The sequence below is a fragment of the Arenimonas sp. MALMAid1274 genome (genome assembly GCF_049195245.1).
Lineage (GTDB): Bacteria > Pseudomonadota > Gammaproteobacteria > Xanthomonadales > Xanthomonadaceae > Arenimonas.
The window spans coordinates 1175406-1199603 of record NZ_JBMIRR010000027.1; the positions used below are offsets into that span (position 1 = coordinate 1175406).

Genomic DNA, 24198 nt, shown 5'->3' on the forward strand with positions numbered 1-24198 from the left:
CCCCCTCCCTGCCACGAGGCCACCGATGCGCGCGATCCATTGCCTGTTGCTGCTGACCAGCCTGGCCTTCACGGCTTCCCCGCGGACCGAAGCCGCGACCTACCGCATCGACCCGAACCACTCCACCGTGGTCGCCAGCTGGGAACATTTCGGATTCACCCGCACGGTGCTGCAGTTCTCGGCGCTGGACGGACAGGTGGTGTACGACCCTGCCAATGTCGGGAAATCCAGCGTCGACGTCCGCATTCCTTTTTCAGGCCTGCTCACGGGGGCGCCCGAGTTCCGGGACCACCTCGCCAGTTCGCAGTTCTTCGATGCCGACAAGTTTCCCGAGGCCCGGTTCACCAGCACGTCGGTACAGGCGGCCGGCACGGGCAAGCTCAAGGTGGTTGGCAACCTGACCCTCAAGGGCATCACGCGCCCGGTCACGCTGGACGCCACGCTCAACAAGGCCGGCATGCAGCCGATGGCGAGAAGGGATGCCGTCGGCTTCAGCGCCAAGGGCGTGATCCGACGCAGCGACTTCGACATGGGCGACTACGCACCCAACGTCAGTGACGAGGTCGAGCTGCAGATCTTCGTCGAGGCCATCGTGCCCCGTACCGATCCGTGACGCTTAAGCCGCGCCTCTCCCGCTTCGTCCTCCTGCTGCTGGTCTGCGCGGCTTTCGTCGCGCTCGGCATCTTCCTGGTCCTGCGCGGCCAGATGCTGCTGGGCTGGCTCAACGTCGGCTTCTTCGGACTGGGCGTGGCGGTGGCGGCGATCAGCCTGCTGCCGGGCAGCAATTACCTGCGATTGTCGCGCGACGGCTTCGAAGTCTGCTCGCTCTATCGCCGCGGGACGGTGCGCTGGCGGGACGTGCAGGCTTTTTTCCCTGCCGAGATCGCGCGGCGGCCGCTGGTGTGCTGGAACTATGCCGATGACTACGACCGCCAGCGCGCCGGGCGCCTGCTGGCCACCGAATTGGCCGGTGTCGAGGCCGCCTTGCCCGACACCTACGGCCTCTCGGCCGACGCCCTGGCGCAATTGCTCAACCAGTGGCGTGCCCGCAGTCTCGACGCCAGCAATACTCGCTAGCCTCACCGCTTCTTCGTGGACTACGCTCGGACCCCGGGGGCAGCCCAAGGTGTGCTGCACTCGGTGGATCAATCGACTAGGGGCGACACGATGGGCATGTGCATGGGGCTGTGTGCGGTAAGCGACGCGACCATCCAGCGCCTGCACGCGGACCCGCCGCTGGTCTGGCGCGTACTGGCCCCGGACGACGATGAGCCTTACACCGCGGCCCGCCAGGCCGGCCGCGGCTGGCTGGAGCGGCTGTTCGGAAGATCCGTGCCGGATCCTGCGCCCGTGGACCCGGCGCAGGGCGACGTGGACCTGGACAAGTCCTGGCACGGCATCCACTACCTGCTCACGGGCACGGCCTGGGCCGGCGAGCCGCCGCTCAACTTCCTGGCGGGCGCCGGTCAAACGGTGGGCAACGTGGATGTGGGCTATGGCCCGGCCCGCAGCTTTTCCTCCGACGAGGTGGCCGCCATCCACGCCGCGCTCGCGCCGGTAACCCGTGACTCACTGCGTGCGCGCTTCGATTCAGACGCGATGGCCAAGCTCGACATCTACCCCGCCATCTGGCGCGACGAGGGGGATGGCGCATTCGACTACTGCGCCGACTACTTCGACGAGCTCAAGGCCTTCATTGCCGATGCGTCCGCGCGGGGTCTGGGACTACTCATCCACACCTCGTGAACGGCGCGCAAGGACGCTCAGGGCTTTGGAATGCGTAGCGTCTTGCTGATCATCAGCGAGCCGGACACGGCGAACATCAGCACCAGCGGATGCAGCTGCCAGCCCAGGTCCACACTGCCCAGCCACAGGTCCGGGCCCAGCCGGCCCTGCCAGGCCGCGACTGCCAGCACCACCACCAGCGCCAGGCTGGTCGGGATGGGCGTGCCCTCGAAGAACGTGACCTTGCCTTCGTCACCGGAGAGCGCCTCGGCCGTGACGTTGTAGCGCGCCAGCCGGCTGACGCCGCAGCACACGAAGTAGGACAGCACCACCCAGTCCCAGCCGCCCTGCATGCCGCAGGCGTAGGCCAGCGCCGCCGGCGCGACGCCGAAGGAAATCACGTCCGACAGCGAGTCCAGTTCCCGCCCCAGCGTGGACGAGGTGTGCCGCGAGCGCGCGATCCGCCCGTCGAGTGCGTCGAAGATGAAGGCCAGCGGGATCAGCGCCATGCCCCACAGCAAGTAGGGCACGTGGCCATCCTGCAGGAAGCGCATCGCAGCGAAGATGGCCCCGGTGCCGCAGAAGGCGTTGCCCAGCGTGAACCAGTCGGCGAGGTGGAACTCGCGCAGCATCGAAAAATGTCGCTTCATGGCGTCGCACTCGCAGGGGGTTGTGCAACAGGGTGCCAAATTGCCGGCGACATTGCAGCGCGGATATCAAAAGCGGGCCGAAGCCCGCCGTCGCACTGTGCAGAATGCAGCCCCGGATACGGCCCGGGGCGCTGATCACTCAGGGCTGGCAGCCCTGCGTGGTGCCGGTGCCGCCCAAAGGCTGAACCGTATCCTGCGCGCTCCACGATCCCGGCACGATGCCGGTGTAGGTTCCGTTGACGCCCAACGTGACCAGGCTTCCGCCACTGATCGTGCGCGACAGAGTTCCGACATTTACGCGCGTCGGCGCCGACAGCCGCTCGCAGGTCGGGCAGAAACCAGTGAGCTGCTGAAGCGTGAGCGCCGCCGCCGGTCCGCCGATGGTCGGACGTTCGGCCAGCAGGTAGCGCGCGATGCCCTGGCCGTCATAGACAAACGCCGCATAGAACTCGTAGTTCGGGAACAGCTGCACGCTGTAGCCGGTGCCGCCTCGCGCGGGATCGAACCAGTGCGAGCTGGCATCCACCGACAGCCCGCCCACCGTCGGGCAACCGCGACCCAGGGCGGTCATCGGCTCCGAGCCGGTTTCTCCGTCGACCGAGAAGCTGAAGCGGAAGGCATCCGGCCCGGTCGGCGACACGACGGCCCGACCGATGACGGTGAGCTTGTTGCTGCTCCCGTTCCAGGCCGAACGGTACAGGGTTGCGTTCCAGAGGCCGTTGAGCCCCGGCTTGAGCCCCTGCAGGTAGTACCAGGTCGGCGTGCCGTCCTTGAGGTAGGTGTACCAGAGTCCGGCCCAGCTGCCGCCAGCGGGATAAAGGAACAGACCATGGCCGCCGCGGGCAGCATTGAAGTAGCTGCCCGGACGGATGACTGGCGCCACACCTGTGACGCTGGCGGTGAGGGTAACGATGGCCGCGCCCGTGGGGCTGGTGTTGACCGGCGTCACGTACCAGCGGCCCGGCGTGAGCTGGCTGCCCGCCAGGCTCACCTCGCGCGTGCCCTGCACGGCCATCAGCGACGCCGAAGCGGCGTTGCGCGCGGGCGCCAGGGCGATGCCGGGACCGGCGTCCTGCGCGCCGCGGGCGAGGTACACATCCACGTCGAAACCGCTGGCGGACACCGTGAGGCTGCTCGCGCCCTCGGGCACGTCGATGAACAGGCGCTCCTGCGCTTCGCCCGACGACAGACGCAAGCGATGGGCGATGCCCGACTGAAGGGCCTTGCCCGCGGACTGCCTGCCCACGCGATCGAAGCCCACGGGGAACTGGCCGTACTCGACACCGCCGGACAGGACGCGCACGAAGCCGCGGCGGCGCAAGCCATCCAGCGCGCCGGGCTCGTCCCAGCCCCAGGTCAGGCGGCCGGTCGCTGCCGGCGCCAGGCTGCCCGGTCCCGTGGCCACCAGCGTGCCGTCGGTCGCCACCAGCGGCACCGCGAACGCGTGCGTGTTCACCGCGCGGGTGTCGAAGTCGATGTTGTGCAGCATCACCCAGTAGGCCAGCGTGCCCGTGCCCGGGTGCTGCAGGCCGAAATCACAGGTCTCGGCGGCGGTGCCGGCCTTGAGCGAGGTGCAGCGCAGCTCGTCCAGCGCGGGCAACCCGTCGCCGTTGCTGTCCACGCCGACGTACAGGTCCACGTCGGCGGCCTGGGCCGCCGAGGCCTCCACCAGGATCCGGAACTTGCGAGGCAGGCCGTCCGTGGGCGCCGCGATCGTGTAGACGGCATGGCTGCTTCCAGACCTTCCGTTGTCCCAGGGCGAGGTGGGTGTGGCGTCGGGCGCGGGAGCGTGCTGCGTCACGTTGGGAACGGCCAGGGGCGTGGCCTGGAATTCAAGGGACGGCAGCGCCGGCAGGCCTTGCAACACGCTGCTCGAATTCCCCGACACCACCGCCGACGTCACCACCGACCGCGGCGACGGACGCAGAACGATCGTGGCCATGGCCTCGACGCAGCGACCGCCGGATTCGCACACCCGGTAGGCGAAGACATCCTCGCCGCTGAAGCCTTCGGCCGGCGCGTAGCGGATGAAGTCGTCGGCGGCGGAGCCCGAGGTGCCGGACGTCCAGGCCGAAGCGCTGCCGTGCAGCGCCGGCTCGGTGATCGTGACGCTGCCTCCGGCGAGGCGGGCGGCGGTGAATACGTCGTTGTCCAGCACGTCCAGCAGCGTTTCCGCGGCGTTGACCGGAAGCTCGTAGCGGTCGTCGCGGGCCGCCAACGGAGGCGGCAGCGGATTGTCGTTGTTGCGGATGGTTCCGACGGCCTGGTCGATGCCCAGCGTCGCATTGCTGACGCCGTGCAGCACGACACGGAAGGTTTCGTCAGTCTCGCTCACGCCATCGGCCATCAGGCTGACGGGGAAGGCCGCGCTGGTGTTTCCGGCGGAGATGGAAAGACTGGCCGTACGGCCGACGAAGTCGGCCCCGGACGTTGCCGTGCCGTTCTCGGTGCGCAGGCTGAATCCCACCGGCGCGGACGCGGCGCGATCAAGGCGGACCACGAACACGGCCTCGCTGCCCTCCTCGCCGCTCGCCGGCGAGAGGGAGAGGATGGGCAAGGTCTGCGCGGTGCCGGGCACGACGGCCGCCGACAGGGCCGACGGCAGGCCCGGACCGACCGCATTGATGGCGCGCACCGAGAACCGGTAGCTGGTGCCGTTCTGCAGCCCGGTGACGATGCGTCGCCGCGTCAGCGTACCCGCCTCGGCATCGATGGCGCCCGCCGGCGTGGAGGTGAGCAGGTAGCCCGTGATCGGACTGCTGCCCGGGTTGGCCGGCGGATCGAACGAGATGACGGCCTTGCCGTCGCCGGCGACCGCGACCGGCGCGTCGGGCGTGCCCGGCACGGCCGCGACCGCGCCCAGCGACACCACGCGGATGCGTTCGTTGTCCTCGTCGGAAACGAACACGCTGCCGCTGCCCTGCGCGGAGTAAGCCACGTCATTGACATGCGTGAAGCGGGCGCCGGCCGCGGGCCCACCATCGCCGAAGAATCCATAGTCGCCGTCGCCTGCGATCTGCTGCCACTGGCCGCCCACGGTCAGCTTGTGCACGCGACGCTCGTTGGCGATCGCCAGGTACAGGTTGCCCTCGGCATCGTCGTCCATGCCCAGCACCTGCCCCACGGGAATCTGGGTCGCGGTACCGGGCCCGGTGTACGGGACCATGCCATTGCCGGCGACGGTACTCACGACGCCATCGGCGGCAATGCGGCGAAGCCGGTAGTTGCCACAGTCGCCGACGTACAGCGAACCCTGCGAATGAAGCAGCGAGCACGGATTGCGGAAACTCGCGGCCGCCGCCTGGCCCCCGTCGCCGGAAAAGCCCGCCGCCACCGTGCCCGCGAACACCGACTGCACGCCGGCCGGGGTAATGCGCAGGATCTGGTTTCCGGCCACGGTGTAGAGGTTGCCGGCCGGGTCGCGTGCCAATCCCGTCAACCAGGGGATCTGGGCGAAGGTGGAGATGACACCGTCCGGGCCGACGCGGCGGATGCGCCACGCTGGCGAATCGACAAAGAAGACTTCCCCGGGCACACCACCGACCAGGCCGCCGACGCTGCCGATCTGGGCTGCAGACGCGGGGCCGCCATCGCCGGTGAATCCTTCCTGGCCAAACCCGGCCACGGTGCTGATGATGCCCGCGGGCGTGATGCGGCGGATGCGGCCGTAGGTGGAGACCAGCACATTGCCTTCGCCGTCCACGGCAACACGCCCGGTCTCGCCCAGGTAGGCCTGGCTGGCCGCGCCACCATCGCCCACGCCGCCGCCGGCGAAGCGCTGGATGCTGCCGCCGACGGTGGCGATGCGCACGGTGAAGCCATTGGCGACGATCGCGATCCGCCCGTCCGGCGCCAGCGTCACCGACTCCACGTAGCCCAGGCCGGCCTCGATGGCGGGGCCGCCGTCGCCGGTGGTGTCGGTGCCGCCATTGCCTGCGACGGTCGTGATCAGGCCACTGGCCACGCGCCGCACGCGGTTGGCGTTCTCTTCGCCGATGTAGAGCGCACCGTCCGGGCCGATGCCCACGCTGCTCGGCGCGCGCAGCTGCGCCTGCAGGGGCGGTATGCCGTCGGCATCGGTCATGCCGCCGCCGGCGACGGTCGAGATCTGGCCACCGGTATCCACGCGCCGCACCACGGCATGGAAGGGATCGGCGATGTAGAGGTTGCCGGCCGCGTCGAAGGCGACGTCGCTGGCGGCCGCGATGCTGGCGCTGGTGGCCGGGCCGCCGTCACCGGTATAACCCGCCACGCCGTTGCCGGCGACCGTGGTCAGGAAGCCATCGGGCGCCACCTTGCGGATGCGCTGGTGGTCGGCGCCGTCGGCGATGTAGACGTTGCCCGCCGCGTCCAGCGCCAGGGCGGACAGGTAGGAGAAGCCGCCCGTGAGGCCGGGGACGTTGTCACGGAAGACGCTGCTGCCGTCGCCCGCCAGCGTGGTGATGGTGCCGTTGGTCAACACCTTGCGCAGGCGCAGGTTGCCCAGGTCGGCGATGTAGAGATTGCCGGCGGCATCCACCGCCACGTCCATGGGTTGGCTGAGCCGGGCCGACGTCGCCGGGCCGCCATCGCCGCTGAAACCCGACACGCCAGTGCCGGCGACGGTGGTGATGACACCATTGGTGCCGACCTTGCGAACGCGATGGCCGCCACGTTCGGCGAAATAGAAATTGCCCGCGGCGTCGAAGGCACCGCCGGCCGCGCGGCGCACATAGGCCTGCGTGGCCTGGCCGCCGTCGCCGGCGCCGCCCCCGGCGAAGGTGGAGATGGTCTGCGCGGATGGGGCGGTGGGAACGGCCAACAGCAGCGAAAAAACAGCACAGAACGCGCGCACGCCCGACATCCCCATGAACCCCTGCCCTGTTGTCGTTTCCCCAGGCGCAACTTTAACCCACTCGGGTTCCTGCAGGTGGTGCACGGGTCGCAGATCTACGGAGACCCGCAAAGAAAAAGCGGGCCGAAGCCCGCTTTTCCTTCACCTGAGACAGGCGGGGAAGGCTTACAGCCCCTCGCCCTCTTCCACGGCCTTCATGGACAGGCGGATGCGGCCCTGCTTGTCCACTTCCAGCACCTTGACCTTGACGATGTCGCCTTCCTTGAGCTTATCGGAGACCTTCTCGACGCGCTCGTTGGAGATCTGCGACACGTGCACCAGGCCGTCCTTGCCGGGGGCGATGGTGACGAACGCACCGAAGTCCATCAGCTTGGCGACCTTGCCCTCGTAGATGCGGCCCGGCTCGACGTCGCTGGTGATCGACTCGATGCGCGCCTTCGCAGCCTGGGCGGCGGCGGCGTTCACGGAGGCGATGACGATGGTGCCGTCGTCCTGGATGTCGATCTGGGTGCCGGTTTCCTTGGTGATCGCCTGGATCACCGAGCCGCCCTTGCCGATCACTTCGCGGATCTTGTCCGGATGGATCTTCATGGTCAGCAGGCGCGGCGCGTACTCGGACATCTCGGTGCGCGAGGTGGAGATGACCTTGGCCATCTCGCCCAGGATGTGCAGGCGGCCCTGCTTGGCCTGCGCCAGCGCGACCTTCATGATGTCTTCGGTGATGCCGTCGATCTTGATGTCCATCTGCAGGGCGGAGATGCCGCCCTCGGTGCCGGCCACCTTGAAGTCCATGTCGCCCAGGTGGTCTTCGTCACCCAGGATGTCGGACAGCACGGCGAAGTCGGAACCTTCCTTGATCAGGCCCATCGCGATGCCCGCGACCGGCGCCTTGATCGGCACGCCCGCGTCCATCAGGGCCAGCGAGGAACCGCAGACCGAGGCCATGGACGAGGAACCGTTGGACTCGGTGATCTCCGAGACCACGCGGATGGTGTACGGGAACGACTCCATGGACGGCATCACGGCCTGGACGCCGCGGCGGGCAAGGCGGCCGTGGCCGATCTCGCGACGCTTCGGGCCCATCATGCGGCCGGCTTCACCCACCGAGTACGGCGGGAAGTTGTAGTGGAACAGGAAGTGGTCCTTGGACTCGCCTTCCACCGCGTCGATCACCTGGCCGTCGCGGGCCGTGCCGAGCGTGGTGACGACGATGGCCTGGGTCTCGCCGCGGGTGAACAGCGCCGAGCCGTGGGTGCGCGGCAGCACGCCGGTCTTCACGGTGATCGGGCGCACGGTGACCAAGTCGCGGCCGTCGATGCGGGTGCGGGTCTTGAGCACCGAGTTGCGCATGGTGCTGTATTCGAACTCGCCGAATTCCTTCGACAGTTCGGCCGCATTCCAGCCATTGGCTTCGATCTGCGGGGCCAGCGACGCCAGCACTTCCTTCTTCACCGCCGAGATGGCGTCCTTGCGCTCGAGCTTGTCGCGCACCTGGAAGGCGGCCGACAGCTTGTCGCCGATGGCGGCCTTGAGCGCGTCGATCGGGGCCTGGGCCTTTTCCGGCGCGGTCCAGGTCCAGTGCTTGACGCCGACTTCGGCGACCAGCTCGTTGATGGCGTTGATGACGACCTGCATCTGCTGGTGGCCGAACATCACGGCGCCCAGCATCACGTCCTCGGACAGCTCCCGGGCTTCCGACTCCACCATCAGCACCGCGTTGGCGGTACCGGCGACCACCAGCTCCAGGTCGGAGGTCTTGAGGTCGGTGGTGGACGGGTTGAGCAGGTACTGGCCGTTGGCGTAGCCGACCTTGGCGGCGCCGATCGGGCCCGCGAACGGGATGCCCGACAGGGCCAGCGCGGCGGAGGCGCCGATCAGGGCCGGGATGTCGCCGTGGATTTCGGGGTTCATCGACATCACGGTGGCGATGACCTGCACTTCATTGCGGAAGTGCTCGGGGAAGAGCGGGCGGATCGGGCGATCGATCAGGCGGGACACCAGGGTCTCGCGCTCGGTCTGGCGACCTTCGCGCTTGAAGAAGCCACCCGGGATGCGGCCGCCGGCGTAGAACTTCTCGATGTAGTCGACGGTGAGCGGGAAGAAATCCATGCCCTCCTTCGCATTCTTGTTGCCCACGGCCGTCACCAGCACGACGGTGTCGCCGAACTTGACGATGACCGAGCCACTGGCCTGGCGGGCGACTTCACCCGTCTCAAGCGTGACCTGGTGCTGACCGTACTGGAACGTCTTGGTTACTTTCGCCACGATTTTTTCTTCCTCTTTGCGGATTCATTCCGGCGGGCACCCTGCCCGGCGGTTTGGCCCCGGCGTTTCCGGGGCCCCAAATGCAACGCGGCGCATCACTGCGCCGCGTTGGTTTACTTGTCTTAGCGGCGCAGGCCCAAACGCTCGATCAGGGTCTGGTAGCGCGCGGCGTCCTTCTTCTTGAGGTAGCCCAGCAGGCTGCGACGCTGGTTGACCATCTTGAGCAGGCCGCGGCGGGAGTGGTGGTCCTGCTTGTGGGCCTTGAAGTGGTCGGTCAGCATGTCGATGCGGGCGGACAGCAGGGCGACCTGGACTTCCGGCGAGCCGGTGTCGTTGGGGACGCGACCGAAGTCCTGGATGATCTTGGCGGTGTCGACGGACATGGTGTTTTCTTCTCGGTAGATGCGCAGCCTGCAGGAACGACGCCAGGATTGACGCCGCACCGCGTGGCCCGCCGGTTGGGGAGGTGCTTGTGAAAGCCGCGAAATGATAGCCGACCGGGCCTTTTCGAACAAGGCTTTAGCGCGCTGAAGGCGGTCTCTGGCGGTCGTTGCCGGCGGTGTTCAGCACACGGAAGCCCAGCGGAACAGGCGCTTGGGCCAGGCGGTGCCGTCTTCACGCAGTTCGCCCAGGCCCAGTGAGCGGCCCGCGGCATCGGTGAGATTGAGCGTGGCGGCCGGGGTCCATCCCGCGGGCAGTTCGGGCCGGATGGCCTGGCCCTGCCCCAGCCTCCGGGCCTGGTCCGGGTCCACCACCAGGGCCGGCCAGTGCGCCAGCCCGGCCTCGACCGGCAGCAGCAGGGCATCCAGGGCGGTCTCGCCGCCGGCCGCGGACACGGCCTGCAGGTCCTCCAGCGTGTGCATGCGCGGGGCGGTGAAGGGCTCGACCCAGGTGCGACGCAGCGCGGTGATGTGGCCGCCGCAGCCCAGCACCTCGCCCAGGTCGCGGGCCAGGCTGCGGATGTAGGTGCCCGAGCCGCAGGTCACGTCCAGTTCCAGCCAGTCCGGCCCCAGCGCCAGCAGCTCGATGGCGATCACGTCCACCTCGCGCTCGGGCACCTCGATGAGTTCGCCGCGGCGGGCCTTCACGTACAGGGCTTCGCCGCCCTGCTTGAGCGCCGAGTAGATCGGCGGGCGCTGGCGGATGCGGCCGACGAAGCCCTGCAGGGCCTCACGCACGCGGGCGGCCTCCAGCGACGGGACCGGGCGTTCGCGCAAGACCACGCCGTCGGCGTCGTCGGTGTCGGTGGTCCGGCCCAGGGCAATGCCGGCGCGATAGGCCTTGCGGCCGCCCAGCAGCAGGCCCGCGATCTTGGTGGCCTCGCCGAAACACAGGGGCAGCAGGCCGGTGGCCAGCGGATCGAGCGCGCCGGTGTGGCCGCCCTTCTCGCCGCGATAGAGCAGGCGCGCCTGCTGCAGGGCCTGGTTGGAGCTCAGGCCCGCGGGCTTGTCCAGCAACAGGAGGCCGTCGAGCGGACGGAAGACGGTGCGGCCCACGCGGGCCTCAGTCGTTCGCGTCGTCGGTGGGCGGCGGCGTCGGGTTGTCGCGCAGCAGCTTGTCGATGCGCTCGCCCTTGTCCACCGAATCGTCGTAGTGGAAATGGATCTCGGGCACGTGCCGCATGCGCACGGCCTGGCCCAGGCGATAGCGCAGCTCGGGCGCGATTTCCTTCAGCGCCTTCACCGCCGCCGGGCCCTGCTCGGCCATCAGCGCGGTGACGAACACCTTGGCGTGCGCCAGGTCGCGCGTCACCTCGACGTCGGACACGCTGACCGAGGGCAGCCCGAACTCGCGCACCGCCTGGTGCACGATCTGGCCGATGTCGCGCCGCAGCTGGGCCGAGACGCGATCGGTGCGATGGAAGCTCTTGGTGGCCATGGCTGCGCGCGCGCCTTACAGCGTGCGCTGGACCTCGATGCGCTCGAAGCACTCGATCTGGTCACCCGGCTGCACGTCGTTGTAGGCCTTCACCGCGATGCCGCACTCGGTGCCGCTCTTGACCTCTTCGACGTTGTCCTTGAAGCGGCGCAGGGATTCCAGCTCGCCCTCGAACACCACCACGGAGTTGCGCAGCACGCGGATGGGCTTGGACTTCTTGACCGTGCCCTCGATGACCAGCGAACCGGCGACCGCACCGAACTTGGAGCTGCGGAACACGTCGCGGACCTCGGCGATGCCCAGGATCTCCTCGCGGATTTCCACGCCCAGCAGGCCGGAAGCCACCTGCTTCACCTGGTCGATGACGTCGTAGATGATCGAGAAGTAGCGCAGGTCCAGCCCGTTGCTCTCGATGATCTTGCGGGCGGTGGCGTCGGCGCGCACGTTGAAGCCGATGATGACGGCCTTGGAGGTCGCCGCCAGGGTGGCGTCGGACTCGGTGATGCCGCCCACGCCGGAGCTGATGACGTTGATCTTGATCAGGTCGTTGGACAGCGCGACCAGCGACTGGCGCAGCGCCTCCACCGAGCCCTGCACGTCGGCCTTGACCAGCAGGTTGAGGTTGGCCTGGCCCTGGTTCTGGCCCATGGACGCCATGATGTCTTCCATGCGCGAACCGGCGGTGGCGACCAGGCGCGACTCGCGGCGCTTGGCATCACGCTGCTGCGCCACTTCCTTGGCCAGGCGCTCGTCGGCCACGACCACGAAGTCGTCGCCGGCGTCGGGCACGCCCGACAGGCCCAGCACCTGCACCGGGATCGAGGGCGCGGCCGAATCGACCTGCTTGCCGTTTTCGTCGAACAGCGCGCGGACGCGGCCGTAGTGCACGCCGCAGACCAGGTAGTCGCTCTTCTTGAGCGTGCCCTGCTGCACCAGCACCGTGGCGACCGGGCCGCGGCCCTTGTCCAGTGCCGACTCGATGACCACGCCGGTGGCGCGGGCGTCGTAGACGGCCGTGAGTTCCATCACCTCGGCCTGCACCGAAATGGCATCCAGCAGGGCGTCCACGCCCATGCCGGTCTTGGCCGAGACGGGCACGAACTGCACGTCGCCGCCCCACTCTTCCGGCACCACTTCAAGCTTGACCAGGCCCTGCTTGACGTTGTCCGGGTTGGCCTCGGGCTTGTCCATCTTGTTCACGGCGATCAGCAGCGGCACCTTGGCGGCGCGCGCGTGGTTGACCGCTTCCACCGTCTGCGGCATCACGCCGTCGTCGGCCGCGACCACCAGCACCACGATGTCGGTGAGACGGGCGCCGCGGGCACGCATGGCGCTGAACGCCGAGTGGCCCGGGGTGTCGAGGAAGCTGATGACGCCCTTGTCGGTTTGGACGTGGTAGGCACCGATGTGCTGGGTGATGCCGCCGGCTTCGCCGGTGGCCACCTTGGTGCGGCGGATGTAGTCGAGCAGCGAGGTCTTGCCGTGGTCCACGTGGCCCATGATGGTGACCACCGGCGGGCGCGTGCGGCGCTCGCCCTGCAGTTCGTCCTGGTGCGCGACCAGCGCGACCTCGGCGTCGTCGTCGTTGGCCTTGCTGGCGCGGTGGCCCAGTTCCTCGACCACCAGCACCGCGGTGTCGTGGTCGATCACCTGGTTGATGGTGGCCATCACGCCCATCTTGAACAGCGAGCGCACCACTTCGCCGCCCTTCATGGCCAGCTTGGCGGCCAGGTCGGCGACGGTGATGGACTCACCGATGTAGACGTCGCGCACGATCGGCGCGGTGGGGCGCGAGAAGCCGTGCTGGCCGCTGGCCGTGCGCGAGGGCTCGGACGTGCGCAGCTTGGGCTTCTTGCGGTTGCCGGCAGCGCCGCGACGGGCGCGCTCGGAGTCGGTGAGGTGCAGCTGGCCGGCGGCGAAACGCTGCGCCTGGCCCTCTTCGCCCTCGTTGTCGACCATCGAGTTGGAGCCGCGCACGGTCTTGTTCTTCGGCGGGGTCTGCTGGCTCTTGTTGGCGCCGCCCGCGGGCGGGCGGTTCGGGCCGCTGGGGGCCGGACGGGCCGGCGGGCCCGGCTTGCGGTCCATGGCCGGACGCGCGGGGCGGTCCTCGACGCGGGCCGGCTTGCGCACTTCGGCTTCCACGGCCGCGGGGGCTGCTTCGGCCTCGGCGGCGGCAGCGGCCGCAGCGGCGCGGGCTTCCTCGGCGGCGCGGACACGGGCCTCTTCGGCGTCACGCTCCATCTTCCGCTTGCGGTCGACTTCGCTCAGGGCCGCCAGTTCGGCGTCGTTGCGGGCCTTGGACTCTTCAAGCTTGCGCAGGGCGTCCTGGCGCTCGTCGGTCACCGGCGCGTCGACGTCGTCACGCTTGACGTAGGTGCGCTTCTGGCGCACCTCGACCGTGACCGTGGACTTGGTCTTGCCGGCGCTGACGGTCAGCTCTTCCTGCTTGCGGCGCTGCAGGGTGATCTTCTTGGGCGCGGAGACTTCGGCCGGCTTCTCTTCCTTGCCGTGGGTACGGCGCAGGAAGCCGAGCAGCTTCATCTTCTCGGTGCTGCTGACCACCTGATCCGGCCCGCTGAAGGTCATGCCGGCGCCGGAAAGCTGCTCGAGCAGCTTCTCGGTGGGCATACCCAGCACTTTGGCCAGCGACGCTACGGTGACTTCAGACATTGGTTGGTGATTCCTTGGGGCTGCGCGCCGGGCGCGCGATGGTGTGTCCTGGAACGGCTTGGAGCGGTGGCCTTATTCGAACCAGTGCTGTCGCGCGGCCATGATCAGCTTGGCGGCGCGCTCGGCATCCATGCCGTCGATGTCGGTGATGTCGTCGGTGGCGAGGTCGGCGAGGTCGTCGCGGGTGACGATGCCCCGGCCGGCCAGCGTGTAGGCCAGGGTCTCGTCCATGCCGTCGAGCGAGAGCAGGTCGTCGGCGGGCTTGTGCTCCTCGATCTCCTCCTCGACCGCCAGGGCCTCGGTGAGCAGCGCGTCGCGGGCGCGGGCGCGCAGTTCCTCGACGATGTCCTCGTCGAAGCCCTCGACCGCCAGCAGCTCGGCCGCCGGCACGTAGGCGATTTCCTCGACCGTGCTGAAGCCCTCGGCCACCAGGATGCCGGCGATTTCCTCGTCCACTTCCAGCTTGTCCATGAACAGCTGGCGCGCGGCGGTCTGCTCGCCCTCGGACTTGGCGGTGACCTGGTCCTGGGTCATCACGTTGAGCTGCCAGCCGGTGAGGCGGCTGGCCAGGCGCACGTTCTGGCCGCCCTTGCCGATGGCCTGGGCCAGCTTGTCCTCGGCCACGGCCAGGTCCATCGAGTGCTTCTCTTCATCCACGATGATGGACTGCACCTCGGCCGGCGCCATGGCGTTGATGACGAACTGGGCCGGGTTGTCGGACCACAGCACGATGTCGATGCGCTCGCCGTTGAGCTCGTTGCTGACGGCCTGGACGCGCGAACCGCGCATGCCGATGCAGGCGCCGATCGGATCGGTGCGGTGGTCGTGGGCCAGCACGGCGATCTTGGCGCGGTCGCCGGAGTCGCGCGCCGCGGCCTTGATCTCGACCAGGCCCTGGCCGACTTCCGGCACCTCGAGCTTGAACAGCTCGATCATGAACTCGGGCGCGGTGCGGCTGATGAACAGCTGCGGGCCGCGGGTCTCGGCGCGCACGTCGAGCAGGTAGCCGCGCACGCGGTCGCCCGGGCGCAGCACGTCGCGCGGGATGGCCTTGTCCTTGGGGATGAAGGCCTCGGCGTTGCCGCCCAGGTCCACGTAGACGTTGCCGCGCTCGACCCGCTTGACGATGCCGTTCACCAGCTCGCCGATGCGGTCGCGCCAGGCTTCCAGCACCTGGGTACGCTCGGCCTCGCGCACGCGCTGCACGATCACCTGCTTGGCGGCCTGGGCGGCGATGCGGCCGAACTCGGCGTTCTCGACCTGCTCCTCGATGAAGTCGCCGATCTGGGCGTCTTCCTTTTCGTCCACCGCGTCCATCATGCGGATCTGGCGCTCGGGCGATTCCATCACCACGTCGTCGGCCACCACTTCCCAGCGGCGGAAGGTTTCGTAGCTGCCGTCCTTGGGGTTGATGGCCACGCGCACGGACACGTCCTGCTCGTGGTAACGCTTCTTGGCGGCCGAGGCCAGCGCGGCCTCCATCGCCTCGATGATCACGCCACGCGGCACGCCCTTTTCATTGGCCACCGCTTCCATCACCAGCAACAGTTCCTTGCTCATCTTTTGCAGCTCCGTCAAAGGCGGCCACGCCGCCTCGGGGTTGATCAGGATTCTTTCTTCGGGGCCTTGCGGCGCGAGCCGCCCGGACCGGTGGGCTTGGGCTGGGCGGCGAGGCCCAGGGCGACCAGGTCGGGGACCAGGCGCGCCTTTTCGATGTTGTCGTGCTCCACGCGCATGTCGCCGGCCTCGTGCGCCAGCAGCACCACGTTGCCCTCGACGCCGGTGATGCGGGCAATGAAACGGCGGCGGCCGTCCTGGGCCATGCGCAGCGTCAGCTTGGCCTGCTCGCCGACGAAGCGGCCGAACTGCTCGGCGGTGAACAGCGGGCGGTCGATGCCGGGCGAGGAGACTTCCAGCGTGTACTGCGAGGTAATCGGGTCTTCGACGTCGAGCACGGCGGCCACTTCGCGGCTCACGGCTTCGCAGTCCTCGATGCCGACCAGGCGGCCGGGGGCGTCGATGTACAGGCGCAGCAGCGCGCTGTGGCCGGTCGCCGCGAATTCCACGCCGAGCAATTCAAGCTCGAGCGCCGCGACGGTGGGCGCCAGCAGTTCGCTGATTTCGTTGGCCTTGCTGCTCATCGGTGCGGCGGTCGCCTCTGAATTTCTTGAATTTCGAAAACAAAAAAGGGCCGTAAGGCCCTTTTCCGGTACATCCAGGTTCCGGCTTCCCGGGGCTGCCATGTGGGCCAACCCGAGGGAAAAAGCCTGTGCGATGAATCCTTTCGGAACCAAAGCCAGAAACTGGTAGCGGGGGCAGGATTTGAACCTGCGACCTTCGGGTTATGAGCCCGACGAGCTGCCAGACTGCTCCACCCCGCAGCAGTAGACGCGCATTATAGGGGGCCGGGTGAATCCGGCGCAAGCCCAATGATGAGCGGGCGATTCAGGCCCGCCGGATCAGACCGGGAACGCCAGCCGGCACCAGCCCATGATCCATTCGGCGAACAGGCCCAGCACCAGCAGGGCAGAGGCGTTGACGGCGAATACCAGCCGCAGGTGGCCATCGGGATGAACCCGGGCGCCCTCGCCTTCCGGCTCGTCGAAGAACATCACCTTGATCACGCGCAGGTAGTAGAAGGCGCCGACCACCGCCATCACCACGCCGACCACGGCCAGCCACAGCAGGCCGGCGTCGACCGCGGCGCGCAGCACTTCGAGCTTGGCCCAGAAGCCCAGGAACGGCGGCACGCCGGCCAGCGAGGCCATCACGAACAGCACCAGCATGGCCTGCATCGGATTGCGCGACCACAGGCCCTTGAAGTCCTCCAGGTTCTCGGACTCGAAGCCCTTGCGCGACAGCGCGATGATCGCGCCGAAGGCCGCGGCCGCCATCACCGCATAGCTGATCGCGTAGAACATCGCCGCCGAGTAGCCCAGCTGCCCGCCCTGCGACAGGCCCATGAACAGGAAGCCCACGTGCGAGATGGTCGAGTAGGCCAGCATGCGCTTGAGGTTGGTCTGCACCAGCGCCACCAGGTTGCCGATCACCAGCGACAGCGCCGCCAGCCAGGCCACCATGTCCTGCCAGTAGGCATCGATGGGTCCGACGCCCGACTCGAGCAGCCGGTAGGCCATGGCGAAGGCCGCCAGCTTCGGGGCCGAGCCGATGAACAGCGTGATCGCGGTCGGGGCACCGTGGTAGACGTCCGGCAGCCACATGTGGAACGGCGCCGCGCCGAATTTGAAGGCGATGCCCACCAGCATGAAGACCACGCCGAACAGCAGCAGGGTGCGGTCGCCGACGCTGGACGCGGCCACGCTGATCTCGGCCAGCTCCAGGCTGCCGGTGGCGCCGTAGACCATGGACATGCCGTACAGCAGCAGGCCCGAGGCCAGCGAGCCGAGCACGAAGTACTTCATGGCCGCTTCCGACGAGCGCGGGTTGTCGCGGTCCATGCCGACCAGGCCGTAGGAGCTCAGCGCCAGCAGCTCCAGGCCCAGGTACAGGGTGAGCATGCTGCCGGCCGAGATCATCAGCATCATGCCCAGCACCGAGAACAGGCCCAGGGCGTAGAACTCGCCCTTGAACAGGCCGCGGTCCTGCAGGTACGGCTTGGCGTAGACGAAGGACATGCCGGCCACCACGTACACCGCCAGCTTGAGCACGTCGCTGGCGGTGTCGCGCACGAACAGGTTACCGAAGCCGTAGACCGGTTCCATCGCCATGTCGCGCGCGGTCAGCACCGCCGCCGCGGCCAGGATGAACAGGGCCAGGAAATGCGTGAGGCCGCGCCGCTGGTCGGACAGGAACAGGTCGATCATCAGCAGGGCGAAGGCCGCGCCGCAGACGAAAATTTCCGGCCCCAGGGGCAGCAGGTCGGCAACGGTGGGCATCGGCAGGGCCATCTTGTTCCTCTTACAGCTTGGTGGCGGCGAGCTGGGTGAGCAGCTGCGCGATCGGTGCTTCCATGAGGTCGGTCAGCGGCTTGGGGTACACGCCCAGCAGCAGGGTGCCCAGCGCGAACACGCCCAGCACCAGGGCCTCGCGGCCGTTGATGTCGGTCAGCTCGGCCACGTGGTGGTTGGCCACCTCGCCGAAGATGACCCGCTTCACCATCCACAGGGTGTAGGCGGCGCCCAGGATAAGAGTGAACGCGGCGCCGAAGGCGACCCACACGTTGTGCTGGAACGCGGCCAGGATGACCATGAACTCGCCCACGAAGCCGGACGTGCCGGGCAGGCCCGAGTTGGCCATCGCGAAGAAGACGAAGAAGGCGGCGAACCAGGGCATGGTGTTGGCCACGCCACCGTAGTCGCGGATCATGCGGCTGTGCATGCGGTCGTAGACCACGCCCACGCACGAGAACATCGCGCCGGAGATGAAGCCGTGCGAGATCATCTGCACCATCGCGCCCTGCAGGCCCAGCTGGGCCGCGTCGGTGCTGCCCAGCTCGCGCACCAGCGCGAAGGCGATGAAGGTGCCCAGGGTGACGAAGCCCATGTGCGCGACCGAGGAGTACGCGATCAGCTTCTTCATGTCCTCCTGCACCAGGGCCACCAGACCGACGTAGATCACCGCCGCCAGCGACAGGCCGATCACCAGCCAGGCCCACTCCTGCCCCGCGTCGGGCACGATCGGCAGGGTGAAACGCAGGAAGCCGTAGCCGCCGATCTTGAGCATGATCGCCGCCAGGATCACCGAGCCGCCGGTGGGTGCCTCCACGTGCGCGTCCGGCAACCAGGTGTGCACCGGGAACATCGGCACCTTGACCGCGAACGCGGCCAGGAAGGCGAAGAAGATCCAGGCCTGTTCGCTGGCGCTCAGCGGCAACGCATAGAAGTCGGCCAGCTGGAAGCTGGGATTGCCGGCCTCCACCGTCTGCAGGTACAGGTAGACCAGGCCGATCAGCATGAAGACCGAGCCCAGGAAGGTGTACAGGAAGAACTTCAGCGACGCGTAGACGCGGCGCGGGCCGCCCCAGACGCCGATGATGATGAACATCGGGATCAGCATGCCTTCGAAGAAGACATAGAACAGCATGGCGTCGAGCGCGCAGAACACGCCCACCATCAGGCCCTCGAGCACCAGGAAGGCGGCGAAATACTGGTGCGCGCGGCGCTCCACCGAGGTCCAGGCGCCGATCAGCACCAGGGCCGAGGTCAGCGTCGTCAGCGCGATCAGGGCGATGGACAGGCCGTCCACACCCAGGTGGTAACGGATGTCGAAGCTGGGGATCCAGGGCAGGTCCTCGACGAAGCGCATCGCCGGCGAGGCGTAGTCGTGGCCCACGAACAGCATCAGGCTGACCGCGAAGGTGGCCAGCGCCACCAGCAGCGCGAACACTTTCGCCTGCCCGGCACGGGCGTCGCCGAAAGCCAGCGTGAGCAGGCCGCCGACGATCGGCAGCCAGATCAACACGCTAAGCAGGGGCCAGGTGGCTTCCATCAGGTCTTCCTTGTGGGTCTCAGGCGCCGACCATCCGCACCAGCACCGCCAGCAGGACGATGAGGCCGAGGATCATGGCAAAGGCATAGTTGTAGAGGCGTCCGGTCTGCAGCTGGCGCACCAGGCCGGCCACGCGGTCGACCAGCAGGGCCGAGCCGTTGACGAAGAAGCCGTCGATCAGGCCGGCGTCGCCGCGCTTCCAGGAGAACTTGCCCAGCTTGATGCCGCCGCCGGCGAAGCCCTTGATCCAGAGGTCGTCGAAGCCGTACTTGTTCTCGAGGATGCGGGTGAAGAAGGCGCCGACCTTGCTGTGGCGCATCTTCGTGGCGGTATCCGGAAAGAACAGGTACAGCGCGGTGGCGGCCGCGAAGCCGGCGAACGCCATCCAGAACACGATCGAGCCGTAGAAGTGCAGGCCGAAGCCGACCGCGGCGCTGAGCCAGCCGTGCTGGTCATGCCACAGCGTCTTGCCCGCGGCGGCCACGGTGTCGTGCGCCGGCATCACCTCGATCGCACCGCGGAAGAAATCGCCGAACAGCATCGGACCGACGGTGAAGAAGCCGATCAGGATGGACGGGATGGCCAGCAGGATCAGCGGCACCGTCACCACCCACGGCGACTCGTGCGGCTCGACGGGACCATGGTGGTGGCCATGGTCGTCGTGCGCGTGCTCGTCGTGGTGGGCGTCGGCCTTGGCGATGTGCGGGCCGTCGTGCGCGCTGACATCGGGCTCGTGGTGGGTCTCGGGCTGGGCGTCGTCGTGCGGCATCTCGCCGTGGGCATGCGCCGGTGCGGCGTCACGGAAGCGCTCGCGGCCGTGGAAGGTCAGGTACAGCAGGCGGAAGCTGTAGAAGGCGGTGACGAACACGCCCAGCAGCACCGCCCAGTAGCCGTACTGCTGCACCCAGCCGCCGGTCTTGGCGGCCTCGTGCGCGGCCACGATGATGGTGTCCTTGGAGAAGTAGCCCGAGAAGAACGGCGTGCCCACCAGGGCCAGGGTACCGATCAGGCTGGTGATGTAGGTGATCGGCATGTACTTGCGCAGGCCGCCCATCTTGCGCATGTCCTGCTCGTGGTGCATGCCGATGATCACGCTGCCGGCCGCCAGGAACAGCAGGGCCTTGAAGAAGGCATGGGTCATCAGGTGGAACACCGCCGCCGAGTAGGCCGACACGCCCAAGGCCACGGTCATGTAGCCCAGCTGCGACAGCGTGGAATAGGCCACCACGCGCTTGATGTCGTTCTGCACGATGCCGATCAGGCCGGTGAACAGGGCCGTGGTGGCACCCACCACCAGCACGAAGGACAGCGCGGCCTCGCTCTGCTCGAACAGCGGCGACATGCGCGCCACCATGAAGATGCCCGCGGTCACCATGGTGGCGGCGTGGATCAGCGCCGAGATCGGGGTCGGGCCCTCCATCGAGTCCGGCAGCCACACATGCAGCGGCACCTGGGCCGACTTGCCCATCGCGCCGATGAACAGGCAGATGCAGATGAAGCTGATGACCTGCACCTCGACCGAACCCGACAGCACCTGCCAGGTGTGGCCGAACAGGCTGACCTGGCCCGACCACAGGCTGAAGGTGGAATGCAGCTCGGGGTTGGCGGCATTGGCGAAGGCGGTGGCGTAGTCCAGGGTCCCGATCCAGGCCAGCACGCCGGCGATGCCCAGCAGGAAGCCGAAGTCGCCCACGCGGTTGACCAGGAAGGCCTTGAGGTTGGCGAAGATGGCGGTCGGCCGCTTGTACCAGAAGCCGATCAGCAGGTAGGACACCAGGCCCACCGCTTCCCAGCCGAAGAACAGCTGCAGGAAGTTGTTGCTCATCACCAGCATCAGCATGCTGAAGGTGAACAGCGAGATGTAGCTGAAGAAGCGCTGGTAGCCCGGGTCCTCGGCCATGTAGCCGATGGTGTACACGTGCACCAGCAGCGACACGAAGGTGACCACCACCATCATCATGGCGGTGAGCCGGTCGACCATGAAGCCGACGTGGGCCGAATAGCCGCCCACTTCGAAGAAGGTGTAGACGTTCTGGTTGAACGGGTCGGCGTTCTGGGCCACCAGCAGCCAGAGCACCTGCAGCGACAGCGCGCAGCTCACCGCCACGCCCAGGATGGTGACCCAGTGCGCGCCGGCGCGGCCCACCTGCTTGCCGAACAGGCCGGCGATGGCGCTGCCCAGCAGGGGCGCCAGCGCGATGACCAGGAGCGTGTTCATCGAGATCATCGCGCGCTCAGCCCTTGAGTGAATCGAGTTCGGCGACGTTGATGGTCCGCTTGTTGCGGAACAGCGTCACCAGGATCGCCAGGCCGATGGCGGCCTCGGCGGCGGCCACGGTCAGGATGAAGAAGACGAAGATCTGCCCGTCCACGTCGCCCAGGAAGCGCGAGAAGGCCACGAAGTTGATGTTCACCGCCAGCAGCATCAGCTCGATGCACATCAGCAGCACGATCAGGTTCTTGCGGTTGATGAAGATGCCGGCGGTGCTGATGCAGAACAGCACGGCGCCCAGCGCGAGGTAGTGGCCCAGGCTGATCACGGGTTGCCCTCCTGGCGCGGCTCGGCGGCCATTTTGACGAGGCGGATGCGGTCTTCGCTGCGCACGGCCACCTGGCGGCCGGCGTCCTGGTGCTTGGTGCCCGGGCGGCGGCGCAGGGTCAGCATCACCGCCACCACCAGGGCCACCGTCAGGATCACGGCGGCGATCTCGAAGGGCAGGATGAACTTGCTGAACAGCGTCTCGCCGATCCATTCCAGGTTGGTCTTGCCGGCGGCGACCGCCGGATCGGTGGCCGACAGGCCCACCTCGAAGCGCTTGCCGCCGATCAGCATCACCATCTCGGCCGCCATCACCACCACCACGGCGGCGGTGAACGGCAGGTAGCGGGTGTAGCCCTCGCGCAGCGGCGTGGTGTTGATGTCCAGCATCATCACCACGAACAGGAACAGCACCATCACGGCGCCGATGTAGACCAGCACCAGCACCACGCCCAGGAACTCGGCCTGCAGCAGCAGCCACAGGCAGGCGGTGGAGAAGAAGGTCAGCACCAGGCTGAGCACGGCGTGCACCGGGTTGCGCGACAGGATGACGCCCATCGCGGCCAGCACGGTGACCGTGGCGAAGGCCCAGAAGGCGGCGAGTTCGTAGCTCATTCGGTCTGTCCCCTGCGCTCAGCGGTACGCCGCGTCGGCGGCCCGGCGCTGCGCGATCTCGTCTTCGAAGCGGTCGCCGATGGCCAGCAATTGCAGCTTGGTGACGACGTTCTCGCCGCGCTTCTCGAAGTGGTATTCGTGGATGTGGGTTTCGACGATCGAGTCCACCGGGCAGCTTTCCTCGCAGAAGCCGCAGTAGATGCACTTGAACAGGTCGATGTCGTAGCGGGTGGTGCGGCGCGAGCCGTCGGCACGCGGTTCGGAGTCGATGGTGATGGCCAGCGCCGGGCACACCGCCTCGCACAGCTTGCAGGCGATGCAGCGCTCTTCGCCGTTGGGATAGCGGCGCAGCGCGTGCAGGCCGCGGAAGCGGGCCGACTGCGGGATCTTCTCGAACGGATAGTTGACCGTGTACTTGGGCTGGAACAGGTAGCCCAGGGTCAGCTTCATGCCGGCCAGGAGTTCCAGCAGCATCAGGCTCTTGAGGTAGGTGGCGATGCGGTTCATGTGATCCTCAGGCCCCGATGGTGAACCAGTTGTTGTAGGCCATGACGGCGGTCACGAAGATCCAGAAGATCGTGATCGGGATGAACACCTTCCAGCCCAGGCGCATGATCTGGTCGTAGCGGTAGCGCGGGAACGTGGCGCGGAACCACAGGAAGCTGAAGGCGAAGAAGGCGAACTTGAGCGCCAGCCACCACCAGCCCGGCTCGCCCAGCAGGCCCCAGGAGGCCGGGAACGGCGACAGCCAGCCGCCCATGAACAGGATCGGCGTGAGCAGGCTGACCAGCATCATGTTGGCGTATTCGGCCAGGAAGAAGATGGCGAAGGCCGAACCGGAGTACTCGACGTGGAAGCCGGCGACGATTTCCGACTCGCCTTCGGCGACGTCGAAGGGCGCGCGGTTGGTTTCGGCCACGCCGGAGATGAAGTAGATGATGAACAGCGGGAACAGCGGGATGAAGAACCACTCCAGCGCGCCCTTGCTGCCGGCCTGTGCGTAGACGATCTCGCTCAGGTTCATGGTGCCGGCCGCGACCAGCACGCCGACCAGGGCGAAGCCCATCGCGATCTCGTAGCTGACCACCTGCGCCGCCGAACGCAGCGCGCCCAGGATGGCGTACTTGGAGTTCGAGGCCCAGCCGCCCAGGATGATGCCGTACACGCCCATCGAGGTCAGGGCCAGCAGCACCAGCAGGCCGGCGTTGACGTTGGCCAGCACCACGCCGTCGTCGAAGGGGATCACCGCCCAGGCCGCGAACGCCGGCGCCAGCGCCAGCAGCGGCGCCAGCCGGAACAGCAGCGGGCTGGCCGAACTGGGAATCACCAGCTCCTTGAACAGCATCTTGAACACGTCGGCGAAGGCCTGGATGACGCCGATGCCCATGAAGCCGCCGATGAACTGCGGCCCGTGGCGCACGTGCATCCAGCCGATCACCTTGCGCTCGGCCAGGGTGTAGAAGGCCACGCCGATGGTGATCGGCAGCACGATGACGATGATCTTGACCAGGGTCCAGAGCACCAGGCCCAGGTCGCCGAAGGAGAGGAAGAACTCGCGGATCGCGTCGATCATC

At 67.9% G+C, this 24198-nt stretch carries 19 protein-coding genes and 1 tRNA gene; 3 read left to right on the forward strand and 17 right to left on the reverse strand.

The genetic code is table 11. The features are described from left to right. Positions 1–25: 25 nt before the first annotated feature. The 3 genes from ACOQFR_RS14035 to ACOQFR_RS14045 all read left to right on the forward strand — a co-directional run bounded on the left by ACOQFR_RS14035 (position 26) and on the right by ACOQFR_RS14045 (position 1746). Positions 26–613: a YceI family protein gene (locus ACOQFR_RS14035; protein ID WP_421382932.1), complete on the forward strand. Its 588-nt coding sequence runs from the start codon at positions 26–28 to the stop codon at positions 611–613. Then, complete coding sequence (locus tag ACOQFR_RS14040; protein WP_421382934.1) at positions 610–1077, forward strand: STM3941 family protein; 468 nt, start codon at positions 610–612, stop codon at positions 1075–1077. Before ACOQFR_RS14035 ends, ACOQFR_RS14040 begins: the two co-directional genes overlap by 4 nt. 90 nt (positions 1078–1167) lie before the next feature. After that, positions 1168–1746 (forward strand): YfbM family protein, encoded by a 579-nt coding sequence (locus ACOQFR_RS14045; protein WP_421382936.1) that lies wholly within the window; start codon positions 1168–1170, stop codon positions 1744–1746. Positions 1747–1763: 17 nt separating this feature from the next. Here ACOQFR_RS14045 and ACOQFR_RS14050 read toward each other — a convergent pair whose 3' ends face one another. From ACOQFR_RS14050 to nuoH, 17 genes are all read right to left on the reverse strand, one after another. Then, positions 1764–2375 carry a CDP-alcohol phosphatidyltransferase family protein gene (locus ACOQFR_RS14050; protein WP_421382938.1) on the reverse strand — a complete coding sequence of 204 codons (612 nt, stop codon included), beginning with the start codon at positions 2373–2375 and terminating at the stop codon, positions 1764–1766. A 139-nt stretch (positions 2376–2514) separates the two neighbouring features. Further along, the gene (locus ACOQFR_RS14055; RefSeq protein ID WP_421382940.1) at positions 2515–7224 is read right to left on the reverse strand and encodes a Calx-beta domain-containing protein; all 4710 of its coding nucleotides are present in this window, start codon (positions 7222–7224) and stop codon (positions 2515–2517) included. 150 nt (positions 7225–7374) lie between these two features. Then, positions 7375–9474: a polyribonucleotide nucleotidyltransferase gene (gene pnp / locus ACOQFR_RS14060; protein WP_421382942.1), complete on the reverse strand. Its 2100-nt coding sequence runs from the start codon at positions 9472–9474 to the stop codon at positions 7375–7377. A gap of 122 nt (positions 9475–9596) precedes the next feature. After that, positions 9597–9857 carry a 30S ribosomal protein S15 gene (gene rpsO / locus ACOQFR_RS14065; protein ID WP_421382944.1) on the reverse strand — a complete coding sequence of 87 codons (261 nt, stop codon included), beginning with the start codon at positions 9855–9857 and terminating at the stop codon, positions 9597–9599. A 180-nt stretch (positions 9858–10037) separates the two neighbouring features. Then, the gene (gene truB, locus ACOQFR_RS14070; protein WP_421382946.1) at positions 10038–10970 is read right to left on the reverse strand and encodes a tRNA pseudouridine(55) synthase TruB; all 933 of its coding nucleotides are present in this window, start codon (positions 10968–10970) and stop codon (positions 10038–10040) included. Between the two features lie 7 nt (positions 10971–10977). After that, positions 10978–11352, reverse strand: a complete 375-nt coding sequence (rbfA, locus tag ACOQFR_RS14075) for a 30S ribosome-binding factor RbfA (RefSeq protein WP_421382948.1) — start codon at positions 11350–11352, stop codon at positions 10978–10980. Between the two features lie 15 nt (positions 11353–11367). Next, complete coding sequence (gene infB, locus ACOQFR_RS14080; protein ID WP_421382950.1) at positions 11368–14022, reverse strand: translation initiation factor IF-2; 2655 nt, start codon at positions 14020–14022, stop codon at positions 11368–11370. 72 nt (positions 14023–14094) lie between these two features. Then, complete coding sequence (gene nusA, locus ACOQFR_RS14085) at positions 14095–15582, reverse strand: transcription termination factor NusA (RefSeq protein ID WP_421382952.1); 1488 nt, start codon at positions 15580–15582, stop codon at positions 14095–14097. 44 nt (positions 15583–15626) lie between these two features. Next, the gene (gene rimP, locus ACOQFR_RS14090; protein ID WP_421382954.1) at positions 15627–16163 is read right to left on the reverse strand and encodes a ribosome maturation factor RimP; all 537 of its coding nucleotides are present in this window, start codon (positions 16161–16163) and stop codon (positions 15627–15629) included. 163 nt (positions 16164–16326) lie between these two features. After that, positions 16327–16403: transfer RNA gene (locus tag ACOQFR_RS14095), tRNA-Met, on the reverse strand. 78 nt (positions 16404–16481) lie between these two features. Next, complete coding sequence (gene nuoN / locus ACOQFR_RS14100) at positions 16482–17930, reverse strand: NADH-quinone oxidoreductase subunit NuoN (protein WP_421382956.1); 1449 nt, start codon at positions 17928–17930, stop codon at positions 16482–16484. 10 nt (positions 17931–17940) lie between these two features. Then, on the reverse strand, positions 17941–19470 hold the full coding sequence (locus tag ACOQFR_RS14105) for an NADH-quinone oxidoreductase subunit M (RefSeq protein ID WP_421382958.1): 1530 nt from the start codon (positions 19468–19470) through the stop codon (positions 17941–17943). Between the two features lie 19 nt (positions 19471–19489). Next, on the reverse strand, positions 19490–21697 hold the full coding sequence (nuoL, locus tag ACOQFR_RS14110) for an NADH-quinone oxidoreductase subunit L (RefSeq protein ID WP_421382960.1): 2208 nt from the start codon (positions 21695–21697) through the stop codon (positions 19490–19492). A 7-nt stretch (positions 21698–21704) separates the two neighbouring features. Next, positions 21705–22010, reverse strand: coding sequence for an NADH-quinone oxidoreductase subunit NuoK (gene nuoK / locus ACOQFR_RS14115; RefSeq protein ID WP_421382962.1), 306 nt, complete (start codon positions 22008–22010; stop codon positions 21705–21707). Further along, on the reverse strand, positions 22007–22624 hold the full coding sequence (locus ACOQFR_RS14120) for an NADH-quinone oxidoreductase subunit J (protein ID WP_421382964.1): 618 nt from the start codon (positions 22622–22624) through the stop codon (positions 22007–22009). The genes nuoK and ACOQFR_RS14120 overlap by 4 nt, the downstream gene beginning before the upstream one ends. Before the next feature lie 18 nt (positions 22625–22642). Beyond that, positions 22643–23131, reverse strand: coding sequence for an NADH-quinone oxidoreductase subunit NuoI (gene nuoI / locus ACOQFR_RS14125; RefSeq protein WP_421382966.1), 489 nt, complete (start codon positions 23129–23131; stop codon positions 22643–22645). A 7-nt stretch (positions 23132–23138) separates the two neighbouring features. Further along, the gene (gene nuoH, locus ACOQFR_RS14130; protein ID WP_421382968.1) at positions 23139–24197 is read right to left on the reverse strand and encodes an NADH-quinone oxidoreductase subunit NuoH; all 1059 of its coding nucleotides are present in this window, start codon (positions 24195–24197) and stop codon (positions 23139–23141) included. Between the last annotated feature and the right edge of the window lies 1 nt (position 24198).